Below are 23,034 nucleotides of genomic sequence, written 5' to 3' on the forward strand. Positions count from 1 at the left end.
ACATTTTGGTTATTATTGAGTGATCAAAATTTATGTAGGAAGTTTCTGGGAGATGCCTTATAGTTGGCTATTACTCTGTTTATTAGTCCATTATTCACTTCTCGACAAATCTAAAATTGTGGTTTATAATTGTCAAAAGTAGCTATATTTATTTGATTTACAAATAAAAAAAAGAATATCTACAACAACTCCATCCACTCTTTATCCGTAAGTGTATCAAACGGATTAGAATCTACAATGAATGTTTCCGATAATTTCCGTTTACCTTCTTGCAAACGGATAATTTTTTCTTCAATACTGTTTTGGGTAATAAAACGGTATGCAAATACATTCTTATCCTGCCCTATGCGGTGTGCCCGACTGATTGCTTGCATTTCCGAAGCTGGGTTCCACCAAGGATCTATAATAAAAACATAGTCGGCTTGTGTTAGGTTCAGTCCTACCCCTCCGGCTTTCAGCGAAATAAAAAAGGCGCCAATATCATTGTTGTTAATGAATCTGCTGATCTCCTGTTCACGGTTTGAAGTGGCACCAGTTAATATCGCATATTTCCATCCCTGTTTATTAAACGCTTCGGCAATGATTTCCAGATGTTTTACAAACGAAGAAAAAATAAGCACTTTATGGCCCTCACTATGTAAGGTTGCATACATAGTTATAATTTCTTCCAGTTTACCCGACGAACCGGTAAAGTCTTGCTGAACCATTCGGGGATGGGAAGCCAACTGGCGCAGTTGCATTATACCATTCAATACAATGAGGTTGTTGTGATTTACCTTTTCTGTTTGTTGCTGTAGAAGCAGGTTTCTCAAGCCATTCTTCTCTTTCTGGTAAATCTCGTTTTGTTGTTCTGTCATATCGCAATAAATCACCTCCTCTGTTAGCGAAGGTAATTCAGGCGCTACTTCCTGTTTGCTTCGGCGCAGAATAAAAGGAGAGATTAGTTTTTGCAGTTTATTCTCTACCTGTTGGTTATTCTGCTTTATCGGATTGATATATTGCTTGTTATAATCACTTTCCGAGCCAAACAAATCCGGCTGAATGAAATGGAATTGCGACCATAAATCTTTCAATGAGTTTTCGATAGGAGTACCTGTAAGAACCAGTTTGTGATTTCCCCGAAGCCTGATTGCTGCTTTAAATGTTTGCGAATCGCTGTTTTTAATATTCTGGCTCTCGTCCAAAACAATATATTCGAAAGAATACTTTGCCAATTCTTCAATATTGTTGCGCATAATGCCGTAGCTGGTCAGTATCAGATTGGAACGATTAAATAATTGTTCCATAGAAGTTCCTTTCAGCTGATTGGAACCAGTGTATTCATAAACAGTGAGTTTGGTAAACTTGGCTGCCTCCCTCCGCCAGTTATGAATAAGCGAGGTAGGAACTACAATTAAAGATGCATTTAATCTTGATACAAGTTCATTGTTACCAAACAAAGATAGTTGCCCCGGCTCACTGCTTCTAAAGTCCGGAATGTTCTGTCCCGAATAAACATGTTGCAATACAGTCAGGGTTTGTATGGTTTTCCCAAGTCCCATATCATCGGCAAGGCATCCTCCAAGGCGATTTCTGTTTAGGTGGAGCATCCAGTTAAATCCTTCTTCTTGATACCTACGCAATTGGGTTTTCAATTCTTTGGGAGGATTTACCTTTTCCTTTTCCTGATAACCGGTTTTCTTACGCTGATCTTTTTTGAAGATGTTTTGAATCACCCCAACATAAGAACGTTTCAGCTTAATGGCAGAAGTATCTTCTTCGCTTAATTCCAGCATGTCGGTATATTCTCTGAACCATTCTTCCGGAAGAAGAACAATCTTTCCATCGGGCAATGTATATTCTCTGTTACCTTGAAGAATGTTTTTCCTGAAACGGATAAACGGAATGTGGTAATTACCGATTACTACTGTAATATGCAGTTCAAACCAGTCGTTGGTTTCTGTAACACTCTGTTCAATGGTTGCTTCATCCAAACAGTAATTGGCTCCTTTATCTATATTCATTAACCGGATATCATCTCCAAAAAGATTTTTATTATTGCTTATCCACTCAGTAATATCACGGAAGGGTGTTTCCTCGGAGAGTTTATAAAACGAATCATTCAATAACTGTAGCCCATTATTCTTTAGTTTATTGGCTATTATTTCTTCCTTTTGCCGATCTCGGTAGAAGTATCGGATCACCTTTCTGCCATCTTCATCACAGAGAAATGTATATTTAGGTGTAAACTTCTTCCCCGGATAAAAATGTTTATTGCCATAAGCAAAGACCAATTGTAATGTGGCACCATAAATGCTGCTTTCTACACTTATAATGGCTTCGCACTCCCTGTGTTCCTCAATGATAGGCAAGCCTTTAGATTCTACTTCGTGATGACACATTATAGGGTATACAATATTCTCTATATACTTATCTAACTGAGCAACACTTACACTAACAACAGGTTTGTTGGTGAAAGGTAATATACGCGATGCTTGGATATCATGAAAAACATGCATCTCATTCCCTGCAAGTATTATAGCAGGCGAAAATACAATTGTTGTTACCGGTTTTTTATCAAGGAGGGATACCTCTTCCCCACCCCGTTTACAATTCAGTTTGTATCTGAAACATTCTTCATCTGCCTCAAAATAGAAAGAAGACTCTGTTAAGTTGGAAGATATTTTATAGGCACTGTGTGGATAGAGTATTTTGTTTCCGGGACTATTTTGGTAAAGAGGAAGATTGTGGTTTCGAATAAGATCAACCATTTCGGCCAGTTTTTTTTCAATAAAAGGGCGGATGGTTTTCTTTAGTGTTTCTTCTGTTAGTTTTTTCAGAAAAGTATTCACATTCTTTTCGCGCGAATAAACAGTCATCAGGTGCTTCTCGGAATAGCGTGAAGCTATTTCTATAGCTGTTTTAGCAACCTCGTTGAGCTGTTGCTTTAGTTCTGCTGATAAATGAAATGCCTGTTCAAGTAGCTGTACTGTACCATCTGGCATATCCTGAGCTGTATATGGTATTAGTAGCGGACCAAAAACCGGATGCTGAACAAGTACTATAACTATTTTAGTTTGAGGAGATATATCTTTCATCTAAATTTCTTTTAACCTGCAAACTTAACTAAAAACAAGGCAAAATCCTTTATGAAACTGGTGCAATTCGTTATTTTTTTCTACGTTTGTAGATAAATATGTGTATCTGATACTTCAGTGCAGAAGAAAGAAATATAAATGAATATCTTATTGAGTGAGATTTTAAACATCTGATTAGTGAAAAGAGTTTCCAGATGTTAATACGTATTTGCATATATCACCGTTTTTTTGTATCTTCGGCATAGCTAAGATAGCAAATATAATACGGGAATGTTAGTAGTTTGAAATTACTCTCATTCCCGTATTTTGTTTTTGTAAAACTACAGAGTTTTCTTTGGCGAACTACAGAGTTTTCCAAAGAAAGCTACAGAGCTTTCCGAAGAGAACTACAGACTTTTCTGAGGAGAACTACAGAGAAGTATGCTGATAGGGCTGAAAAAACAGTTGCAGTGAATGGTTATAAGAAAACCAAGAGTTAATAATATACAAAAGTTAACAGCCTTTTAGTTCTAATCAGCAACCACCTGAATCACACGACTATTCAATATCTGCGTTGAAAACAGTTCCAGTCCTACACTCATCAAGTATTCGCCGGAATAAACCTTATCGTTTCCATTCAGTGACGAACCTGCACCGGGCATCAGATTTATCTCCTTTACACGGTACTTTTTATCTTTATCCAATCCTTGCAAACGCACCGGAAGTAATTTCTCACCATAGCGTGGATAAATATCAAAAGCAAACACTACTGCGTTTCCGTCTTTAGCAACATACATGGAAGAAGTATGATTACCATCATAAGGAGAAACGAGACGGTAGAGATCACCTTCCAGAACAGCAGGTTTTAACCGGTTGTAGTTATCCACGGCCTGGTGGCAGAACTTCTGTTCATTCTCATTCATTTCTGCTAGTTTGATGTCGAAACCCAACTTACCCATCATGGCAACATCTGTGCGAAACTTTATGCTTGCGTTTTTGTTCCAGGTAGTAACATGTGCACACAAGGTTTTGGCCGGAAATATCTGCGAATAGCCCCACTGAATAAACAAACGTTCAATTGGGTCGGTATTGTCACTAGGCCAGAACTCAGTGAAGTACTTTAATGCCTCATAGTCCGAACGGCCTCCCCCACCCGAGCAAAGCATCATAGGAAGATCTGGGTATTTTTGCTTTATCCGGTCGAGCACTTTGTACAATCCACGAACGTAATCAATATAGAGATGAGACTGTTTACCTTTCAGGTAAGGAGAATAAATATTGGTAATCGGGCTGTTGCAATCCCATTTAAAGAAAGCAATTCCGGGATATTTGGTCATCAGGTTATCTACTACACCAAACACAAAATCCTGCACAGCCGGATTGCTCAAATCGAGCACTAACTGATTACGGAAATAATATTCGTCGCGATTAGACAGATGGATTACCCAGTCTTTATGCTTTTCGTAGAGTTCGCTTTTGGGATTTACCATTTCGGGCTCAATCCAAATGCCAAATTTAATACCTTTCTTCTGGGCTTCACTTACCAGATGTCCAACACCATGTGGAAGTTTATCAGCTGTTTCGTCCCAGTCGCCCAATCCCTGATGGTCACTGCTGCGGGGATATTTATTGGCAAACCAGCCATCATCCAGCAAGAACATATCTACACCTAGTTTTACTGCGTCATCCATTAAGCCAACTAATCGCTCTTCATCAAAGTCGAAATAAGTAGCTTCCCAGTTATTCAGTAAAGTCATTCGGGTTTTATCTCCATCTTTTAGCTGATGGTTACGAGCCCAGTTGTGGAAGTTACGGCTAGCCTGTCCTTTTCCTGTAAGACTGTAGGTAAAGTAAAAATCGGGAGTACGGAAAATTTCATTCGGCTGCAATTGATACTCGGAAGCATACGGATTAATACCGGATAGTATACGCAAATCGTTTTTATTGTCTATCTCGAAAGTGAAATAAAAGTTACCTGTCCATCCCAATGTACCTACCAATATTTCACCTGTATTCTCTGCCGACTTATCATCCAGCGAAAGTTGAAAGAAAGGAGAACAGAACATATTGGCACGGCTGCCCAGCTTAGAGTCCAGTGTTTTCTTTCCAAACTCTAAAGGTAATTCGGTTACATTGGCTTCATGGGCCCAGTCGCCTGCAAACTCCGTGAGGAAGTATTTACCCCGATTAAGGTGCAACATCGACGAAGCATATTTATGCATTGTTACTGCCTTCTTTTCTTTATGGCTTATCTCGGTATAGGTTTTAATGATATTCTCTTTTGTATAGGCCACATAGAATAGCTTTACTGTTACAGGGTATTTATCGTCCTGCAAAGTAATAACGGTTTCTTCTACTCCCGGTGATAACAGTTTGGTGTTATGCGATACGTATTTGAGTAATAAAGACGAGTTGCCGTCGTTGTGCAATATATGGATGGCTGGTTCAAAGTAATCTTCCATGCCGTGGGTAATGTACGCTTCGCCACCTGTTGGTAACAAGGCGATATCGCTATCCATGTTCAGGCGTTTTCCCAAATAGCTTTGGTATAGGCGGCCGTTATCGGCTACTTTGTAGATAAGGGATACCTCGCCGGTATTTATTTTAATAATGGGGTTATTTGCTTGTATTATACAAGTAAATAACAGGAAGAGGAATAAGGGTATTTTTCTCATTTGTTTTTGGTTTTAGTTATAAGGCGTTACCACCAACTTATACGACCCACCATTCAGCAAAGCTTCATCAAAAGAAATAGAAACATTTTTGCTTTCACCTGGCATCAGGGTAAAATAGTCATCATTCACTATAGCAGGCAGAATACGTTCGCCATCGCTGGTGCGCACGGCTTGAACATGTATTGCAAAAGCTACCCCTTTAGCTGTTTTGGGATGAGTAATGGTTGCCTGTATCTCTGCTTTACCTGCATTCTTCACTAGTTTGGATGATACTTTAAGATCGGCTTTGGGCAAAGAATTTAATGCGGTGAAATCTAAACGGTCGTTACCCCGCCAGTAGTTATTCTCTGAAATTACTTTTCCTGTACTGTCTTTCAGTTTCAGGCGGATGAAGTGAACATCAGATAGTTCTTTGCTTGGTTGAGTACCGCTAAGTACATCAAAGCTCCATAACGAATAGCCGAACCACCAACCGCGCTCAATTCCGAACATACGTACATAACGGGCATCTACTTCGGGAAAGGTTATTTCTTCCGGACCGCCAATGCCTTCGTCTGTTTTATACACTTCTTTCCAGTTTTGGGCATCATTAGATATCTGTATCTTATATGCTTTGCCATAAGATGCTTCCCAATCCAAACGTACACCGCCTACAGGTTGAACACTACCCAAATCAACATATACCCATTCATTATCGGCAACAGCGGCTGCCCAACGTGTATCACTCTTGCCATCGGTCACTAACGAGGCATCGCCGTGGGTGGTAGATGATGCATAAGCGGGTTTATTCAAAGATAGGTTTTTGCGTTCTTTATTAAAGTCAATCGCAAAGCAATCTGTTATACTGTTAGAAGGCGAATCCATGCTTACAGTTTTACTGTAAGCCGGAACAATCTTGCCATCAAGATTATAAATAGTTACTTCGGCTTGCAAACCACTCAGGTTTGTTGCAGTTGTATTTGCCACCTTTACAACGTCTGTTACCGGATTCCAAAGAATGTGTACAGGTTCGCAGGCCGATTTAACTCCCCAGTATGCACCGGTAAGATCGTAATAGTAATCATACGTTTGCCATACCATAGAAGGATAAGCCGATTGTCCCATCCAGGTCATTATTCCGGAAGCATCTTCCCACATACGATCCAGCCAACCTTCGTACATTGCTTTGTTGGATTCGATGTTGATGAATTGTGCTTTCCGGCAGAAGTCCTCAGCATTGGTTGGTTCACCGTAGCCTTTAGTTATAGAAGCTGCATACCGATCGGGGGCAGCATTGAATGCGGAAGGACCAAAGTAGTGTAGGTTCCACATATCATCACGGGGCCACCAGTTTTCCTGTGGCATAAACTTCCTGAAACTTTCGAAAGTACTACTGCGGTACCTATCTCGGTACGGAAGCCCCAACCGCGAGCCGGATCACCTTCCAGTCCGTCGGGGTATTTAGTGAAATAATGGCGGGCTTCAAAAGCTCCCCAAGGGCCACTGCCTGTTAGTCCGTCGGCATGTGAGTTTGCCTGAAAGTAACGGTCGCCTCCATCAAAGGTTTTGATATTTTCGGCCATCCAGCCTTCCAGCGGTGGTTGCGGGTTCGATTCGTTATCGCCGCACCATACTGCAATACTTGGGTGGTTGCGCACTCGCTTAATCTTTTCCATCATGTTATTGTTAAATACATTCAGGTCGTATGGAAGGTTGGGGTTAGAGTTAATCCAGAAATCATCCCACACCATAATACCGTACTTGTCGCAGGCTTCGTAAAACTCATCATCGGTAGTTGAACCCAGCCAATTGCGGATCATATTGAGGTTCATTTCTTTATGAAGACGAATTTTAGTATCGTACTCTTGTCCACGGCAACGTAACATATACTCGGACATTCCCCAGTTGGCACCTTTAATAAATACAGGTACTCCGTTAATATGTATGTGGAAGGTATTGCCTTCTTTGTCGTACGTGTACTTTTTGATACCGAACTTTACATCGCGGGTTTCGGATACCTGACCGTTAACTGTTACTTCGAAGGTACAAGTATAAAGGTTAGGGTCACCATAGCCGTTAGGCCACCAAAGCTTGGGAGAATTGATACCCAATTGCGGAAAGAAGCGTTTATCGAACTTTACAAGTTTGGTAGAGTTGCCATCAATATCTACTTCCTGAGTAAATGTAATGTTACCGGGCATAACTGTACCTTTCACTATTGCCTTACCGGATTGAGGTGCATTGTTTTTTACCTCTAACTGCACAGACAGATCGGCACGGGCATGCGAGGGAAGGTCGGTACGTATCCATGGATCAATCATGGTTACCTGTCCGGTATTGGAGAGATACACTTTATCGGTAATACCACTGTTGAGTCCGGGTACATACGGCATCCAGTCCCAGCCTCCACTTGATAGATAATTGGGACTTCCCTGATTGGCTAGAGGCTTTTGTGGTATATGTACTAATACAGTCAGGATGTTCTTTCCCGTTTTTTTAATGATGTTGGTTACATTAAAGCGTCCGCGGTGCATAAATCCGTCCAATGTGCCGAGTGGCTGGTCATTGAGGTAAATATCTGCTTTGCGGTTTACACCATTGAAGTTGAGCCAGATTAATTCTTTGTTGAAGTTATCAGGCACAGCAAACTCTGCCCGATACCAGAAGCTGCGGTCGTATTTACTGCGGTCTACCTGATGAATATTATCACCGAAGTTAGGGTCTTTCTCAAGTCCGGCTACTACGTAAGAGTTAAATACGGTTCCCGGTACAACTGCACTTATCCATGAGGATGTGTCGGACTGAGGAGCAACCTCCCATTTTACTGCCGGGTTATCACTGTGCAGATATACATAATCTGTTTCGGTGGCCGTTGCATAGCCTGTTACAGCTAAGGCAGCAAGAAAAAGTTTAAGTTTTTTGTTCATTGATGAATGTTTAATTTATGCGAATTATTTATTTACCGTAATCGTCTTCTTGAAAGCAATCCGATCCGATGAACTTCCGATTTGTATTTCAAATTCACCCGGTTCCACTACCCTATTCATTCGTGCATCATAAAGGGCTAGTTCGGCTATAGGCACTTCAAGTTGTATTTCAACTTGTTTGCCTGCTTTGATCAATTCCTTTTTAAATGCTTTCAGTTGTTGAACGGGAGTAGCTACCGAACTGATTTTATCTTTCACATAGAGTTGTATAACTTCCTTTCCATCCATGTTACCTGTATTCTCTACTTTAACGGTAGCAATAATCTTGTCATTTTCATGAAATACCGAATCATTAAGTCTACAATCTACATAGTTGTAATTGGTGTAGCTGAGGCCATAACCAAAGTTCCACAAGGCGTAAGGTTTTTCGAAGATGTAGTGTCCTTTAGGGTCTTCTAACGAGCCGCCACTATCGAATTGTTGCTCGCGGTCAGTTGGATAATAGTTGTAGAAGCATGGAGTATTACCGGTGCTCCGTGGAAATGATACATTCAACCGTCCGGAAGGGTTTACTTTCCCGGTAAGAATATCGGCTACAGAGTTTCCTTGTTGTTCGCCTGCATACCATTGTAACAATATGGCATCTGCATTCTCTTTTGCCCACGACAGAACCATTGGTTTACCGGAAATCAAGACAACAATAAGTGGTTTGCCTGTTGCTTTAATGGCTTCTAATAGTTGTTGTTGCTTGCCGGGTAAGTCGAGCGATGAGAGGTCGAAACCTTCGCCTGCTGTTGATTTATTGGGCGAACGGCCAAGATAAGTACTTCGTGTTCCTACGGCAACAATGGCCACATCACTTTTCTTAACCAGATTTACCGCTTCCTCAATACCGCTACTGTCCTGACTCCACCAGTCGCAACCTTCGGCATGAAGTAACGAAGCTTTGTTACCAATAGCATTATGAAGTCCTTGTAACAAGGTAACCCCTTCTTTGGTATCGCTTGTGGTCCACGCATAATCTCCGAAAACTGTTTGATTACTGTTGGGGCCCACTACCGCAATTGTTTTGTATTTAGAGAGATTCAAAGGCAGTATATTGTTTTTATTCTCCAATAAAACGGCACTCTCGTCTGCTATTTCTTTTGCCAGAGCTACCTTTTCTGCATTACGAACCACTTTATCCACCTTCTCAGGTTTGGCATCAGAGGGATTATCGAACAGGCCAAGGGCAAACTTAACTGTTAGTATCCTGCGTACTGCCTGATCAATATATTTAATATCCATCTTTCCGTTTTTCACTTGTTCGGGTAGAAGGCTGTACGACCAACCTACATTTAGATCAACTCCTGCTTCAACCGACATTTGCGCCGCTCCGGCATCTGTGTCTGTGGCATAATGGAATGATTTCAGGCGTTCAACAGAACCCCAATCGGAATATACATATCCGTTAAAGCCCAGTTCTCCCCGCAATATATCGGTCATGTAATAAGATGAGCCCGCAGTTGCCACTCCATCGTAGGCACTGTAGGCACTCATTAAAGCTTGTGGGTTTGTTTCTTTGATAACCCGTCTGAATGGATACAGGTAAAGACTTTGCAATTCTCTTTCTCCACCACTTACATGGGCACAGTTTAATCCGCCAACAGGGGTTCCATGTGCCACAAAGTGCTTGGGCATACAGGCAACGCCTTGTTTGTGATATCCTTTTACGAAATGAATACCCATTTCGGCTATCAGGAAAGGATCTTCACCAAAAGTTTCTTCTACACGTCCCCAACGAAGTTCGCGCGTAATATCCAGTACGGGAGAAAGTACCTGACGTATTCCAATAACGCGGGCTTCTTCTCCGGCAGCCTCCGTCATTCGTTGTATCAGTGCAAGATTGAATGTACTTCCTTGTGCTATAGCATGAGGAAAAAGGGTGCATTCATTTTGCAAAACACCCTGAATACCTTCGGCAGCGGTTATAAGAGGAATACCCAGACGGGTATTATTGAGCATATACTTCTGAAGGTTGTAGTACATTTCGGCACATTCCCGGGCAGTCATTCCCATCTCATGGGTACAGCCGTAGCTATTGCCTTGGAATATCTTTTCTATTTCATCCTTTTTTCCTGCCGGCTTGTTTTCCATTTGATATACCTTCTCTTCAAGCGTCATTCGGCTCAACAGATCGTCTACCCGCTTTTCGATGGGTGCGTTTTTATCTTTGTATAAGGGGATATTGCTTTTTTGAGCAAAAGCCGGGCTAGCGATTAGGGGTAGTCCGGTTATTATTAATAGAGAGAGTGTTTTCATTATGGTAATTGTTTTCCTATTTAGAAGGCCAACGGCCTTTACCCAATAGCGTAGGGCAAAGCCCTGCATAACATATTTGGAAACGTAGGGCTTTGCCCTACGCTATTGCAATGAGGCCGTTGGCCTCTCTTTACTTATTGTACCCCGGATTCTGATCCTCTGCCGATATATCCGGATTCTCTTTTATCTCTGTATCGGGTATCGGGTATCTTACATGATAATCCTGAATAGCATTGGCTTTTTTAACCGATGGGTTACGTTCCTTGGCATACTCAATAAGCTTGCCTGTACGAATAAGGTCTATCCGTCGCCAGCCTTCAAAGCAAAGTTCGCGTACGCGTTCGGTCAGAATATTGGTGCGGAACTCATCTTGCGACATGCTTGTACTCCACTTCATTTCTTCGGGTAGTGTTCCTCCCCATGCACGGGTTCTGATTTTGTCATTAACTTCGTTAACTGCTTCGGATGTGTGGCCTAACTCGTTCAAACATTCGGCATGACAAAGAATTGCATCGGCCAAACGTAGATAAGCAAAATGCTTACCCGATTCCCAAGGCTGACTATCTTCTACATTGGTACGAATATCTTCGAACTTCTTTATGTGTGGCAACAGTTCATCGCCCGATCCGCCTTCCATCGGTTTTGCCGGTTCTCCTTCGTATGTAAAATCGTAACGGATGCTCTCCTCTTTTCGTTGGTCACCCTCTTCCCAAACGCCACCATCTTTTATATCCGAATAAGCATAAGGTGTAGGTACAATCATGTCCCAGCCAGCAAACCAGCAGATTGATCCAAAGCTTCTGAATGCTGCTCCCGAACCAAGGTCATTCATCCAGTGGTTACAGTTGGGCCAGCCTTTACGGAACTGGAACTCAAATATTGACTCGGCACAATTAGGTTGGTCAACATCCCAAAGGTCGGAGAAAGAAGGCATCAATGAGAATTTAGGCATTACTTTCTCAAAGCACTCTCTTGCTTTGTCAAAGTCGCGAAGGCCGGTTTCTACCGGAGCCGACATATACGCTTTTCCCAACATCACCCATCCGGCCCAACAGGTAGCACGCTTTTTGTCGCTTTGTGTTTCGGGCATATTATTAGCAGCCACTTCCAAATCATTGATAATAAACTCCCAAACATCTTTCAGTGGTTGGCGGCCATAACCCAGCTCGTTGGCTCTTGCCATATCAATAATGGGTACTTCGCCCCAAAGCAATGCCAGTTCGTACGTAAATGTACCACGAATAAAGCTGGCCTCACCCAACAGGTTCTTTGCTTTGGCCGGTTCTTCTTCCGTCATGCTTAGGGCATAGATTGCTTTAGCGGCTGCTGTTACTACAGGCCATCTGTTAGACCACTGCTCGGCTAGTTTTTCGTTTCCGGCCATCAAACCGTTATAGCTGTCCATGTATAGGAATGGTGGATTTTCCCAAAGTTGGCGTTCGCCCCCTTTGGTTTCGTCGATACCAAAATTAAACATCAGGCTACCACGTCCTTTTTTTACTTCAATCAGTGAGTTATAAAGCCCGATAACAAGAGGTTCTATGTTTTCGATCTTTGCAAAAACCGCTTCTTCGGTCATTGCTGTTTTTGATTCCTGATCCAGAAAGTCTGAACAAGAAGTACCTGCAATGGAGAAAGCCAGTGCACAGGCAATTGTTTTTATAGTATATCTTTTCATAATAATATTAAGTAAGTGTTCATTAAGTTAAGTTGCCACTTCGTGGCGAATGGATACAATTAGAAACTTAGGTTAATACCAAAAGTGTACATGCGTGTAGGTGGATACCAGTCGCCTGTTTCAGGATCGTAGCCGCCATAGTTGGTAATGCAGAACAAGTTCGATCCAGTAGCATATATCCGTACACGGTCAAGGAATAGCTTATCTGCAACCTTTTTGGGTAAAGTGTAGGCAAGTGTTAATGACGATAAACGAAGGAACGAAGCATTCTGTACACTATAATCCGAATCGCCTACTCCGAAGCGTGGATAACTGTAGCCACCAATCACCTTGGGAATATTGGTGTTTGTGTTTTCTGGTGTCCAGGCATTGAGCAGGTCTTTGCCGGCAATACCTGTACCTACACTACTCATCAGCGTTTCATAGTACGAACTCAGTTTTTTGGCTCCATAAGAGTAATTGAAAACAGCGTTGAATTCAAAACCTTTGTAAGAAAGATCGGTAGAGAAACCTCCATAGAACTTCGGATCGGTAGAGCCTACCACATATTTATCGGCCTCGGTAATCGTTTTGCTACCATCGGCATCTATAACATACAGGTCGCCCGGATTCACATTGCGGCCATTAAAGTTGATTTTGCTTAACCATTCCATATCGGCAAGTTGTGCCACACCACCCGATTTATATGTATAAATGGTATTACGGGATTTGCCAATAAACAAGTTTCCTTCTTTCTCTACATCCTGATTACTGTTTACATTATACAACACATCCGATTCTCCAAACAGTTTGGTTACCTTGTTTCTATCGGCCGAGATGTTTCCGGAGAAGTTCCATTGCAGGTCTTTTGTTTGGATAATAGCAGCGTTTAACGACAGTTCAATACCTTTATTTTCAATTGCTCCGATATTCTCGAAAGCTTCTCTGTAGCCCGATGTTGTAGGTAACGAACGTTTCATTAACAAATCGTCGTTCTTAATATAGAATGCATCGATAGAAGCACGAAGCCGGTTATTCAGGAATGCCATATCAACACCCACATTCAACTGTTTCTGTTTTTCCCAGGTAATATCAATGGTTCCGCGGCGACCGTTAGAGGTATAGGCTACCTGATTGTCTTTGATAGATGGATAATAAAGGCTGCGGTAAGCAAAATTATCAATATTCTGATTCCCTACAATACCGTATCCAACACGTAGTTTGAGGATATCAAACACTTTTTGATCTTGCATAAAGCTTTCGCCGGTAACATTCCACGCAGCCGAGAACGAAGGGAAAATACCCCATTGATGCCCCCGTGCAAATTTAGATGAGCCATCGTAACGTGCTGTTGCTGTAAGGTAATACCTTTGTGCATAGTTGTAGTTAACACGCAACAAGTAAGCAGCAAGTGTTTCGGTAATAAAGTCCGATCCCATACCTAACTGTTCCTTATCCGATCCACTACCAATGTTATGGTACGAGAAATCGTCGGTTGCAAAACCACGGGTATCCAGGTATGTATATGCGCGGCTTGTTTTGCTCATACTGGTACCAACCAATCCGGTTATGCTGTGGTTGTTTATTTGGGTATCGTAACTAATGGTATTGTCCCATTGCCAGTTAGTACGGCCGTCTTTGTTGTGTTTGGCTTCACCACCCATTCCATAACGAGTTGATTCGTAAATAGCTTTCGGAGTGTATTTATATGTTGCCTGCTCCACATAATCAAGCGAGAAGGTTGAACGGATATTCAATCCTTTCAGAGGGTTAATGTTGATGAAGTTTGAAGACAATAAGCGGTTCCTTATACGGTCGTTATCAACCTTCAACGAATTGATAGGATTAAAGAATTCTTCATTTACTTTACTTCCATACGACAATAAAGCCAAATCAGAATCAATTGGTTGCAAGGGGTTACCGTTACGGGCGTTAGAGAATACATAATCATCGACCATAGCATCTTCTGTACGGGTAAAAGATGTATTGGTACCTACTTTAAGCCACGATTTTATTTGATGATCGGCATTGATACGACCTGTATAGCGGGTTTGACTTACATTCTTTACTACTCCTTTCAGATCGAAATATCCAAAACTCAGATAATACGAACCTTTATCGGTTCCATTCGAGAAGCTCACCGAATGACTTTGCTGTATACCAGTGCGGGTTACCTGATCCAACCAGTTATAGTTCTTTCCATTTTTGTACGACTCGCGTTCAAAGTCAACAAATACATCGTTCGATCCGTTTAATACATCTGTTTCAAACTCATTCCAGTTGCTGTTTGGGTTTTGAATCATGTATCCGTTGAAGTAGGCGGTTTGTCGGAGTTCATAAAGTTGTTTCCCGTTAAGTGTTTCGGGTGTATTGGCAAACTCCTGAAAACCTACCCAACCATCGTATGTTATCTTACCTTCTCCTCTTTGTCCTTTCTTAGTGGTTATCAATACAACACCATTCGATCCGCGCGATCCGTATAAGGCTGTTGCCGAAGCATCTTTCATTACCTCAATAGAAGCTACGTCATTGATGTTAAGACTATTAAACCCGGCGTAGTTGTTATCCATAACCAAACCATCTACAACATAAATCGGGTCTGTGCCTGTATTAATGGTATTGATACCACGTATACGGATGGAGGTATCGTCGCCCGGACGGGTTCCGCTTTGCACTAGTACACCGGCTACACGTCCTTGCAATGCTTGTGTTACATTGGTTACAGGGCGTTCGGTAAGTGTTTTTGCATTTACGCTACCTACAGCTCCGGTAAGATCGCTCTTTTTAAAGGAGGCTCCCACCACTACTACTTCTTCCAGAAGCTCCGAATCGGGTTTCATGGTTACGTTAATTACCCGTTGTCCGTTTACCTTTATCTCTTGAGGTATGTAGCCAAGATAGCTGAATACAAGAATTGCATCCGGACTCACCGTAATGGAGTATTGCCCGTTAAGATCGGTTATGGTTCCGTTAGATGTACCTTTCACCTGCACATTACCTCCAATCATCGTTTCGGATGTGGCTGCATCGGTTAGTGTACCTGTTACTGTTATATTCTGGGCGGAGAGGCCGTAACTCCAGAATATAAGCATCATTAAAGTTAAAAGCTTTACTTTTTTCATACTACATTATATTAAAGTTAAAGTGAGTTATTCTATCTAAAGGCCAACGGCCTTTGCTCAATAGTGTAGGGCAAAGCCCTACGTAAACGGATCATCATGTATTGTGACCCCAACGGGGTCAACTCATTTAAACAATTTGCGTTGACCCCGTTGGGGTCACAATACACTACTAATACCTACGTAGGGCTTTGCCCTACGCTATTGTGATGAGGCCGTTGGCCTCTTTGCGTATCAAAATATATCAGAACTCATTGTTCTTTTTTAAAAGCATTTATTCCTCAATTTTCAAAAGCATTACATCCTGCGCCGGCACAACAATATCCATTTGCCGCTTTGCGGATGTTTCCGTACGCCGCCACAACTCTTTTATCTGGTATTTCTGTTCCCCATCAAGCCCCAGGCGTTCCATTACAATAGTTACTTTCTGTTCTTTATCTGTATAATTAAATACTGCGCAATAGCATGTACCATCTTCTTCAATCCGCACAAACTTATTTTCGGACTCTTCGCCGCTACCTTCTACAGGACGGAAAGATTTTCCGTTGGCAATGGAGTTTATAGCTTTGTTGGTAAGGAACTTCTCCGACCGGGCTTTGCCTTCCCCACTCCCTGCGTTGCTGTAATCATCTCCCAGAATATAAAGTCCGGTTATGATGGCCGAAGTAATACGTGCGCGGTTCTCGCCCTCGGTGGCGTCTTTCAAAACAATATGATCGGCATCATTATACGAATAGATGTAATTTTGCCACCAGCCATAAGATAAAGCATTCAAGGTGTATTCGGTATCTTTAATCTTATTCCAGGCATCGCAAGCTATGCGGCGCGAATGTGCATATTGAGCAGGAAACACCGGCGAAATGGACAGGTTAATATACATACCGGCAAAGTATTTGTTAAGTAGTTGCATGCCATAGTTATAAGCTTGCATGCCTGTAGTTATGGCGGGGTTGTACCATTTATCGGCTTCCATGGCGCCATGCGTCATAAAGTCCATCTTAATGTATTCAAATCCCAGGTTACGGAGGTAGATGGACACCCGGCGCATTCTTTCTTCAATGGCCGGATGTGTTGGGTCTATGGAGTATGCTCCGTCCAGTTCCTGTGGTTTGCCGTTGGCATAGAGGTATATATCTTTGTTGTGGTATCCGGGGGCGTCATCTACTTGGCGTTCGGGATCGCGGCTCCAATCGGTAAAAGGTGTCCAGTATGCACCGGGAACCTGCCCGTTGGTGCGACAGGTGTTTACGAAGGTACGCAACTCATCTTCAGTAAAGCTGTTCCAGCCCGAGTCAAGACCTATATAGAGTGTATTATCGGCATTTACAAAATCTTTATTTTGCAGGTGTTCTTTTATGTAATTAGATACCTCAACGGCTTTGGTTCCGGTAAGTCCGAACTGCAATACCCCCCAACTATTCCAGCCGAAAGGTACTGCTTTTGTCCAGACTTTAGGTGGTGCTATCGCAGCATTCACCCGGCCATATTCCTCCATACCGTTACACCAGTTACCGAAAAACCCAATTAATATTTTCGGCGACTTAATACTGATGCCAGTAAGAGTACCATGAGATTTGTTATCGCGTGTTTGTTCGTCGGCAGCACCACCAAAGCATACCAATGAACCGATATTATATCTATCACCTTTACCTATTGTTACGGCGGTTTTCCAGTTATCGTGTTCAACCGAGCCAACCACAAGTCCGCGATGGTCGTTATTGTTGAATACAGCTGTTACTTCATAACTAACCAGTTTATCGAAGTTAAGGGGATTCGAACTGTATCTTATCCACTTATCGTTATCAAAAGGAATAAACAGGGCGCGGTTACTCTTGCTCTTATCCAGTATAACGGGCATCTTATCTATATTAACCGGAGCCATATAGTTAGATGATATTCCACCGGCGCTTTCCAGTGTAAACTCGGTTAGGATATATTCTTTTTGAGGATAGGTATAGATATACTGTGTAAGGGTGGGGAGTTCCTGGTCTGTATAGGTTATCTTCATACAGGTTCCTTTACCGATGGAATCGACCATTTTCTCGATGTTTATTTCATGGTGCAGATAGTCCAGACTTGTTATGGTTTTACCTGATGATTTGTATGAGGCATACATATTATTGCAGATGAGTTTTTCTCCTTTTTTAATATCTATACCTTTTGTTTCGTTGTTATAAAAGATATGCCATTCATCGGTATGCAGTTCTTCGGCTGGCGAACTACATGCGGAAAGGTAAATGGAGATTCCTGCAACTATGAATATGGTTTGCAATAAGGTTTTTGTTCCTGATTTGTTTTTCATGATAGCTTGTTTTTCATCTGTAGAAACTTCGGCGAAGATAGATGGTGGAGAACAATCAGGAGGAAAAGATGCGCTGAATTAAATATAACATTTGAGGAATGTTACCAATAGAGTGAGGGTTTTGTGCAAATGTTATAGGGGATTGTGCAAATGTTACAGGGTGCCAAGTTTATGGCACTGACAACACTGACAATACTTTGTTCTTAAAAAAATAGTAAGTTTCAAAATTTAGATATTATCTTTTTCTATGAATTAATCACACGTTTTAACACCCCTCTTCTCAAACTCTTTAGGCGTCATTCCAAACTGTTTGAGGAATAGTTTGCTGAAATACGAGGGCGAATTAATCCCCACCATCTCACAAATATCGACTATACGGTACTTTCCTTCCTGAATAAGTTCGGCAGCTTTTTTAAGTCGTATCAGTCGGATAAAATCTACCGGAGACAGGTTAAATAAGAGCTTGATTTTGCGTAACAGGTTGGATCGACTCATGCACAATATATCTGCCATACGCTCTACATTGAAGTTTTCGTCGACAATATTCTCATAAATAACGCTTATTACTTTCTCCATAAATTCCTTGTCGGCTTTGTTCATCTGCATATTGTTTACTGGGAAGAAAGGCCGTTTAGAAAAAGCTTCACGTTCTTTTGAACGGTTGTTGAGCAAGGAGAACACCTGCGTTTTGAGATAATTAAAGGAGAATGGTTTCTCTACATAAGCCTCGGCACCTATTTTTAATCCGTTGATTTTACTGTCGAGATCGTTCTTGGCTGTGAGGAAGATAACAGGTATGTGGCTAATATCTATATCGGATTTTATAGCTTTACAAAGTTCCCATCCGTCCATTACGGGCATCATTATATCACTGATTACAAGGTCGATGTGGTTATTATGCAGAATATCCAATGCCTCCTGACCGTTTTGAGCAGACTCAACAGTGAATGATTCTTCCAGTTTTTCGCGGATGAAGGATAGCATGGCTTCGTTATCTTCTACCAGCAACAGGGTATATCCTTTGGTGTTTTCGGTATCTGCTGTAATCTCTTCATCAAGGATTACTGTGTTGGGATTACTTATCCGCTCATGTTGCAGTTGTATGGCTTCTCTATTGAGAGGAATTTCCAGCACAAAAGAGTTACGGGCGTGGTTGGTATCCAGATAGAGTTGCCCTTTATGAAGTATTGCCAGCGATCGGGCCAGAGAAAGCCCAATGCCTACACCGGATGTAGAGGCATCTTTAAGATTCTGATAGAAAGGCTCAAATATCTGTTCACTCTGCCCCGCCGGAATCTTTTCGCCATCGCTGATTACGTGTACAATAAAGGTATCCTGATTCTGCTGCAACTCAACAATAATAGAATGATTTGCGTATTTAAGTGCGTTGTTAAGCAAGTTGCTTAATATTTTAGTTATAGCTTCCCGATCTACAGATGCCTGCACTTCCTCATCGGGTATGTGGATAAGGAGTTCTTTGTTCTTTTGCAGAATGGTGGGTTCGAACCGGGCAATGGTTTCGTTGAGCAAGGTTGTAATATCTACGGTTTCGAACTTCATCTGGAATTTATTGACTCCTATCTTCTGAAAGTCCAGCAGTTGACCAGTAAGATTAAGTAGTCGTTGGGTGTTTTGCCCAATAACTTCAATGTTACGGGTAATCTTCGGGTTGTCTATGTTCATCTCCTGTAGTGTTTCTACAGGGCCGTTTATGAGTGTAAGTGGGGTGCGTACTTCGTGAGCTATCTCGGTAAAGAACTGTACTTTCGATTCGTAGAGTTCCTTTTCTTTTTCTATTTCAAATATCTTCTGCCGTTCTTCCATCTCTCTTTCCTTGCGGCGCCTGTACCACAAGAACCATCCAACAACAATGCACAGGCCCAGTTGGAAGTAAATAATATAAGCCCATGTAGATTGCCACCAGGGCGGTAATATTACAATGGAAAGAGTGCGTCCGGTAAATGTTCCGGCTGCAGTGTTATGGGTAGCCTGCACTTTGAAATTATAATTGCCGGGCGGCAACTTGGCATAGGAGATGTTTTGATTGCTCCCTGCTTTTATCCAGTCGCGGTCTAAAGGCTCCATCATGTAGTAATATTGGTTAGACTCTGCTGTAGAATAATTAAGTAATGCTATATCAAAACTAATGTTAGACTGATTGTGGGTAAGTTCTATATGATCGGTATGGATTATACATTTCTTCAAAGGAGATTTGGGTGTATGAACGGTAATCTCTTCATTGTAAATACTGAACCTGGAGATATAGATGGGCGGAGCCGAATCTACTTTATCCGAAACATTGGGATTAAAGGAAACAAGTCCGTCAATGCCTCCGAAGTAAAATTTACCATCGCTGGCTTTCAATGCGGATTTATAGTTAAACTGATTTCCCAGTAACCCATCGCGAATGGTGAATACACGTATCTGCCCGTTATCGGGGTTAAACTTTACCAAGCCCTTGTTTGTGCCAAACCACAGGTTCTGATAATCATCTTCCAGAATTTTATAGGCTACATCATCGGGCAAACCTTCGTTTACGGAGAAAGTAGTAAAGTCGTCCGTATCGGCATTGTACCGACAGATACCTCCACGGTCGGTAGAGAACCAGATACGCCCGCGGCTATCCTGCATTACGGAACTTACCGAGTTTGAACTGAGGGTTGTATCATCGCCTTCGATACATGGATATTGTTTGAAAGAGTCTTCGGCCGGATTGTATCTCCACACTCCACTGCCCATAGAAGCAAACCAAAGGGTTCCATCCTTTTCTTCAAGCACATCGAAAATCCAGTCGTAGCCTACCTGTTCAAGCTTCTCAAAGTTAAAGGTATTGGGTTGGGCCCGGTAAAGGCCCCATCCGGCGCCAATCCATTTATATCCTTTGTTGTCTATATGAAAGAAATAAACGCTGCCTTCTTCAATGTTGAGTTCTTCGCTTTTGTAATTCCGGATAGAGCTGTCAGCCAGTTTAATAACATCCATTCCCTGCTTAAAGAGTCCGCAATACAACTCATCCTGATAAATGGTCATGGATAAAGTAATAAGATGAGCTTTGCTTCCGGATTTCCCCGAACGGATTTGTTTTACTTCGCCGGTGACGGGATTAAGTTTATTTATTCCATCGTCTTCGGTGCCAATCCAGATATTGCCGTTGGAATCTTCAACCAGCTCGCGCACGCGTTTTGTGCTTAACGAATGCTGTTCGCTACCGGGAACATATTTATCGAATAATAATTGGCGGCGCGGCAGATAGTTAACTCCGCCAAACATGGTACCAATCCAGATTCCTCCTTCCCGGTCTTTGTACATGGTGTAGATAATCTTATCCGAAAGGCTGAAATCGCGCATCAGGTCTTCTTTGAGGTGTGTAGTCTTGTTCTGTTTTTCGTCGAGTATAAAAAGTCCTTCGTGTGTTCCTATCCACAATTCGTTATCAAAGTTCATGATGTTCCTAACAAAAGTATCGTTTGCACCAGGCAGACTAACATCTACCAATGTTTGTGTTTGCGGATGATATTTCTTTATTCCTCCTTCGTGAATGGCAATAGCAATCCAGTCGCCATAATCGGATATATAACTGATGTTCTTTCCCAACAACGACCGCCCGTCTCTGTCTGTGGCATATTGCTCAAAAGCATCAATCTTTTCGTTATACCGAAACAGTCCTACACCCCAGGTTCCTATCCATACTTCTCCATTGGCCCGTACACAGATACAGTTCGGAGCTTCGGACTTAAAGTTCTTTTTATCGGTTACTTCGTAATAGTACAGGGTAGAATCTTTGTAGCGGAATACTCCCTGATCGGGGATAACAACCCATATATTTCCGGAAGAGTCGCTTACAATATCGGCTATCCAGTTGTCCATTGTCATACCATCTTCGGTTTTATGGTCGATGAAGGTAAACAGGTCCGATTGGGGATTGTAAAGGAAAACACCCCGGTCGGTTCCTACCCAGAGGTTTCGATCTGTGTCTTCGAACAGGGCAGCAATGTTATTATTCCCTCTTCCGGATATATGATCGCTGCAATCCATCTGCACAATGGATTTACCGTCGAAACGGTTCAACCCGTTTTTGGTTCCAAACCACATAAAGCCATAACTATCTTGTATTATGGCCTTTACATTACTTTGGGAAAGACCGTTATCGCCCGATATATGAGAGAAATAATAATGGGATTGCCCCTGATCGGCAGCATAAACAGAAGCATAAACAGATGTAAAGAGGAATGATAGGATTGTTAGTATATTTTTCATGGAACAAGCTGTTTTCTTATGATAGACACAAACATACGAAAAAAGTTATGCTCGTTACTTAAGAAAATTGTATATTTGTATAAAAAGAATGTATTTATGGACTCAACACTTGAAAACGTATACCTAAATATCCCAAAGGATGATTTGAAATTTGTTAAAGAACTGGCAAAGAAAATGGGATGGAAGATTGAAACAAAAGACAGTCTTTTGAAGAAATATATAAATTCTCGTCCTAAAAAAGTTGATTTGACAGAGGAGGAAATCATGGCAGAAATAAAGACTGTTAGGTATAAAAAATGAAAATCATAGTTGATACAAACTTATGGATTTCCTTTCTTATTGGTAAGAAACTATCAATAATGAGACAATTATTGTCTGACAAGAAACTCACTATCTATATTTGCGATACATTAATTAACGAATTCAAAGATGTATCTTCTCGCGATAAAATAAAAAAATATGTTTCCGAAAAAGACGTTGCTGATACCTTGCAACTAATGGAAAGCTTTTGCAAGCAAATAGACATACGCAAAAAAGCCAGTTCCCCGATTCGTGATATCAAAGACCTTTATCTCTTATCATTAGCTGATACTATTCCAGCCGATTATATTATTACTGGAGATAAAGATTTATTAGTATTGCAAGAACATAACCAAACGAAGATACTTACTTATCAGGAATTTCTTGAAATAAAAGGTTCTGTTAGATAATACGAACCATTCACTTTCCCTGCACATAAACCGCCCCACATGAGTGTTTTT

At 41.6% G+C, this 23,034-nt stretch carries 9 protein-coding genes and 1 pseudogene; 2 read left to right on the forward strand and 8 right to left on the reverse strand.

The window, feature by feature from the left end; translation table 11 throughout:
* Positions 1–179: 179 nt before the first annotated feature.
* The 8 genes and pseudogenes from D0T85_RS04700 to D0T85_RS04735 all read right to left on the reverse strand — a co-directional run bounded on the left by D0T85_RS04700 (position 180) and on the right by D0T85_RS04735 (position 22,273).
* On the reverse strand, positions 180–3,077 hold the full coding sequence (locus tag D0T85_RS04700; RefSeq protein WP_163210727.1) for a DEAD/DEAH box helicase: 2,898 nt from the start codon (positions 3,075–3,077) through the stop codon (positions 180–182).
* 509 nt (positions 3,078–3,586) lie between these two features.
* Complete coding sequence (locus tag D0T85_RS04705; protein WP_163210729.1) at positions 3,587–5,731, reverse strand: alpha-galactosidase; 2,145 nt, start codon at positions 5,729–5,731, stop codon at positions 3,587–3,589.
* Between the two features lie 12 nt (positions 5,732–5,743).
* Positions 5,744–8,637, reverse strand: a pseudogene (locus D0T85_RS04710) (discoidin domain-containing protein).
* 24 nt (positions 8,638–8,661) lie between these two features.
* Positions 8,662–10,938: a glycoside hydrolase family 3 N-terminal domain-containing protein gene (locus D0T85_RS04715; RefSeq protein ID WP_163210731.1), complete on the reverse strand. Its 2,277-nt coding sequence runs from the start codon at positions 10,936–10,938 to the stop codon at positions 8,662–8,664.
* Positions 10,939–11,068: 130 nt separating this feature from the next.
* Positions 11,069–12,616, reverse strand: coding sequence for a RagB/SusD family nutrient uptake outer membrane protein (locus tag D0T85_RS04720; RefSeq protein ID WP_163210733.1), 1,548 nt, complete (start codon positions 12,614–12,616; stop codon positions 11,069–11,071).
* A 59-nt stretch (positions 12,617–12,675) separates the two neighbouring features.
* Positions 12,676–15,717, reverse strand: coding sequence for a TonB-dependent receptor (locus D0T85_RS04725; protein ID WP_163210735.1), 3,042 nt, complete (start codon positions 15,715–15,717; stop codon positions 12,676–12,678).
* A 271-nt stretch (positions 15,718–15,988) separates the two neighbouring features.
* A complete protein-coding gene (locus D0T85_RS04730) occupies positions 15,989–18,016 on the reverse strand; it encodes an alpha-galactosidase (protein WP_163210737.1) in 2,028 nt (675 codons plus the stop codon).
* A gap of 252 nt (positions 18,017–18,268) precedes the next feature.
* Positions 18,269–22,273: a two-component regulator propeller domain-containing protein gene (locus D0T85_RS04735; protein ID WP_163210739.1), complete on the reverse strand. Its 4,005-nt coding sequence runs from the start codon at positions 22,271–22,273 to the stop codon at positions 18,269–18,271.
* A gap of 96 nt (positions 22,274–22,369) precedes the next feature.
* Here D0T85_RS04735 and D0T85_RS04740 point away from each other — a divergent pair, with 96 nt between their 5' ends.
* Positions 22,370–22,573 carry a hypothetical protein gene (locus tag D0T85_RS04740; protein ID WP_163210741.1) on the forward strand — a complete coding sequence of 68 codons (204 nt, stop codon included), beginning with the start codon at positions 22,370–22,372 and terminating at the stop codon, positions 22,571–22,573.
* Entirely contained in the window at positions 22,570–22,983 is a 414-nt protein-coding gene (locus D0T85_RS04745; protein ID WP_163210743.1) for a putative toxin-antitoxin system toxin component, PIN family, read from the forward strand. Before D0T85_RS04740 ends, D0T85_RS04745 begins: the two co-directional genes overlap by 4 nt.
* Positions 22,984–23,034 lie beyond the last annotated feature (51 nt).

Source organism: Bacteroides sp. 519 (assembly GCF_010500955.1).
In the GTDB taxonomy this organism is placed as follows: Bacteria; Bacteroidota; Bacteroidia; order Bacteroidales; family Bacteroidaceae; genus Bacteroides.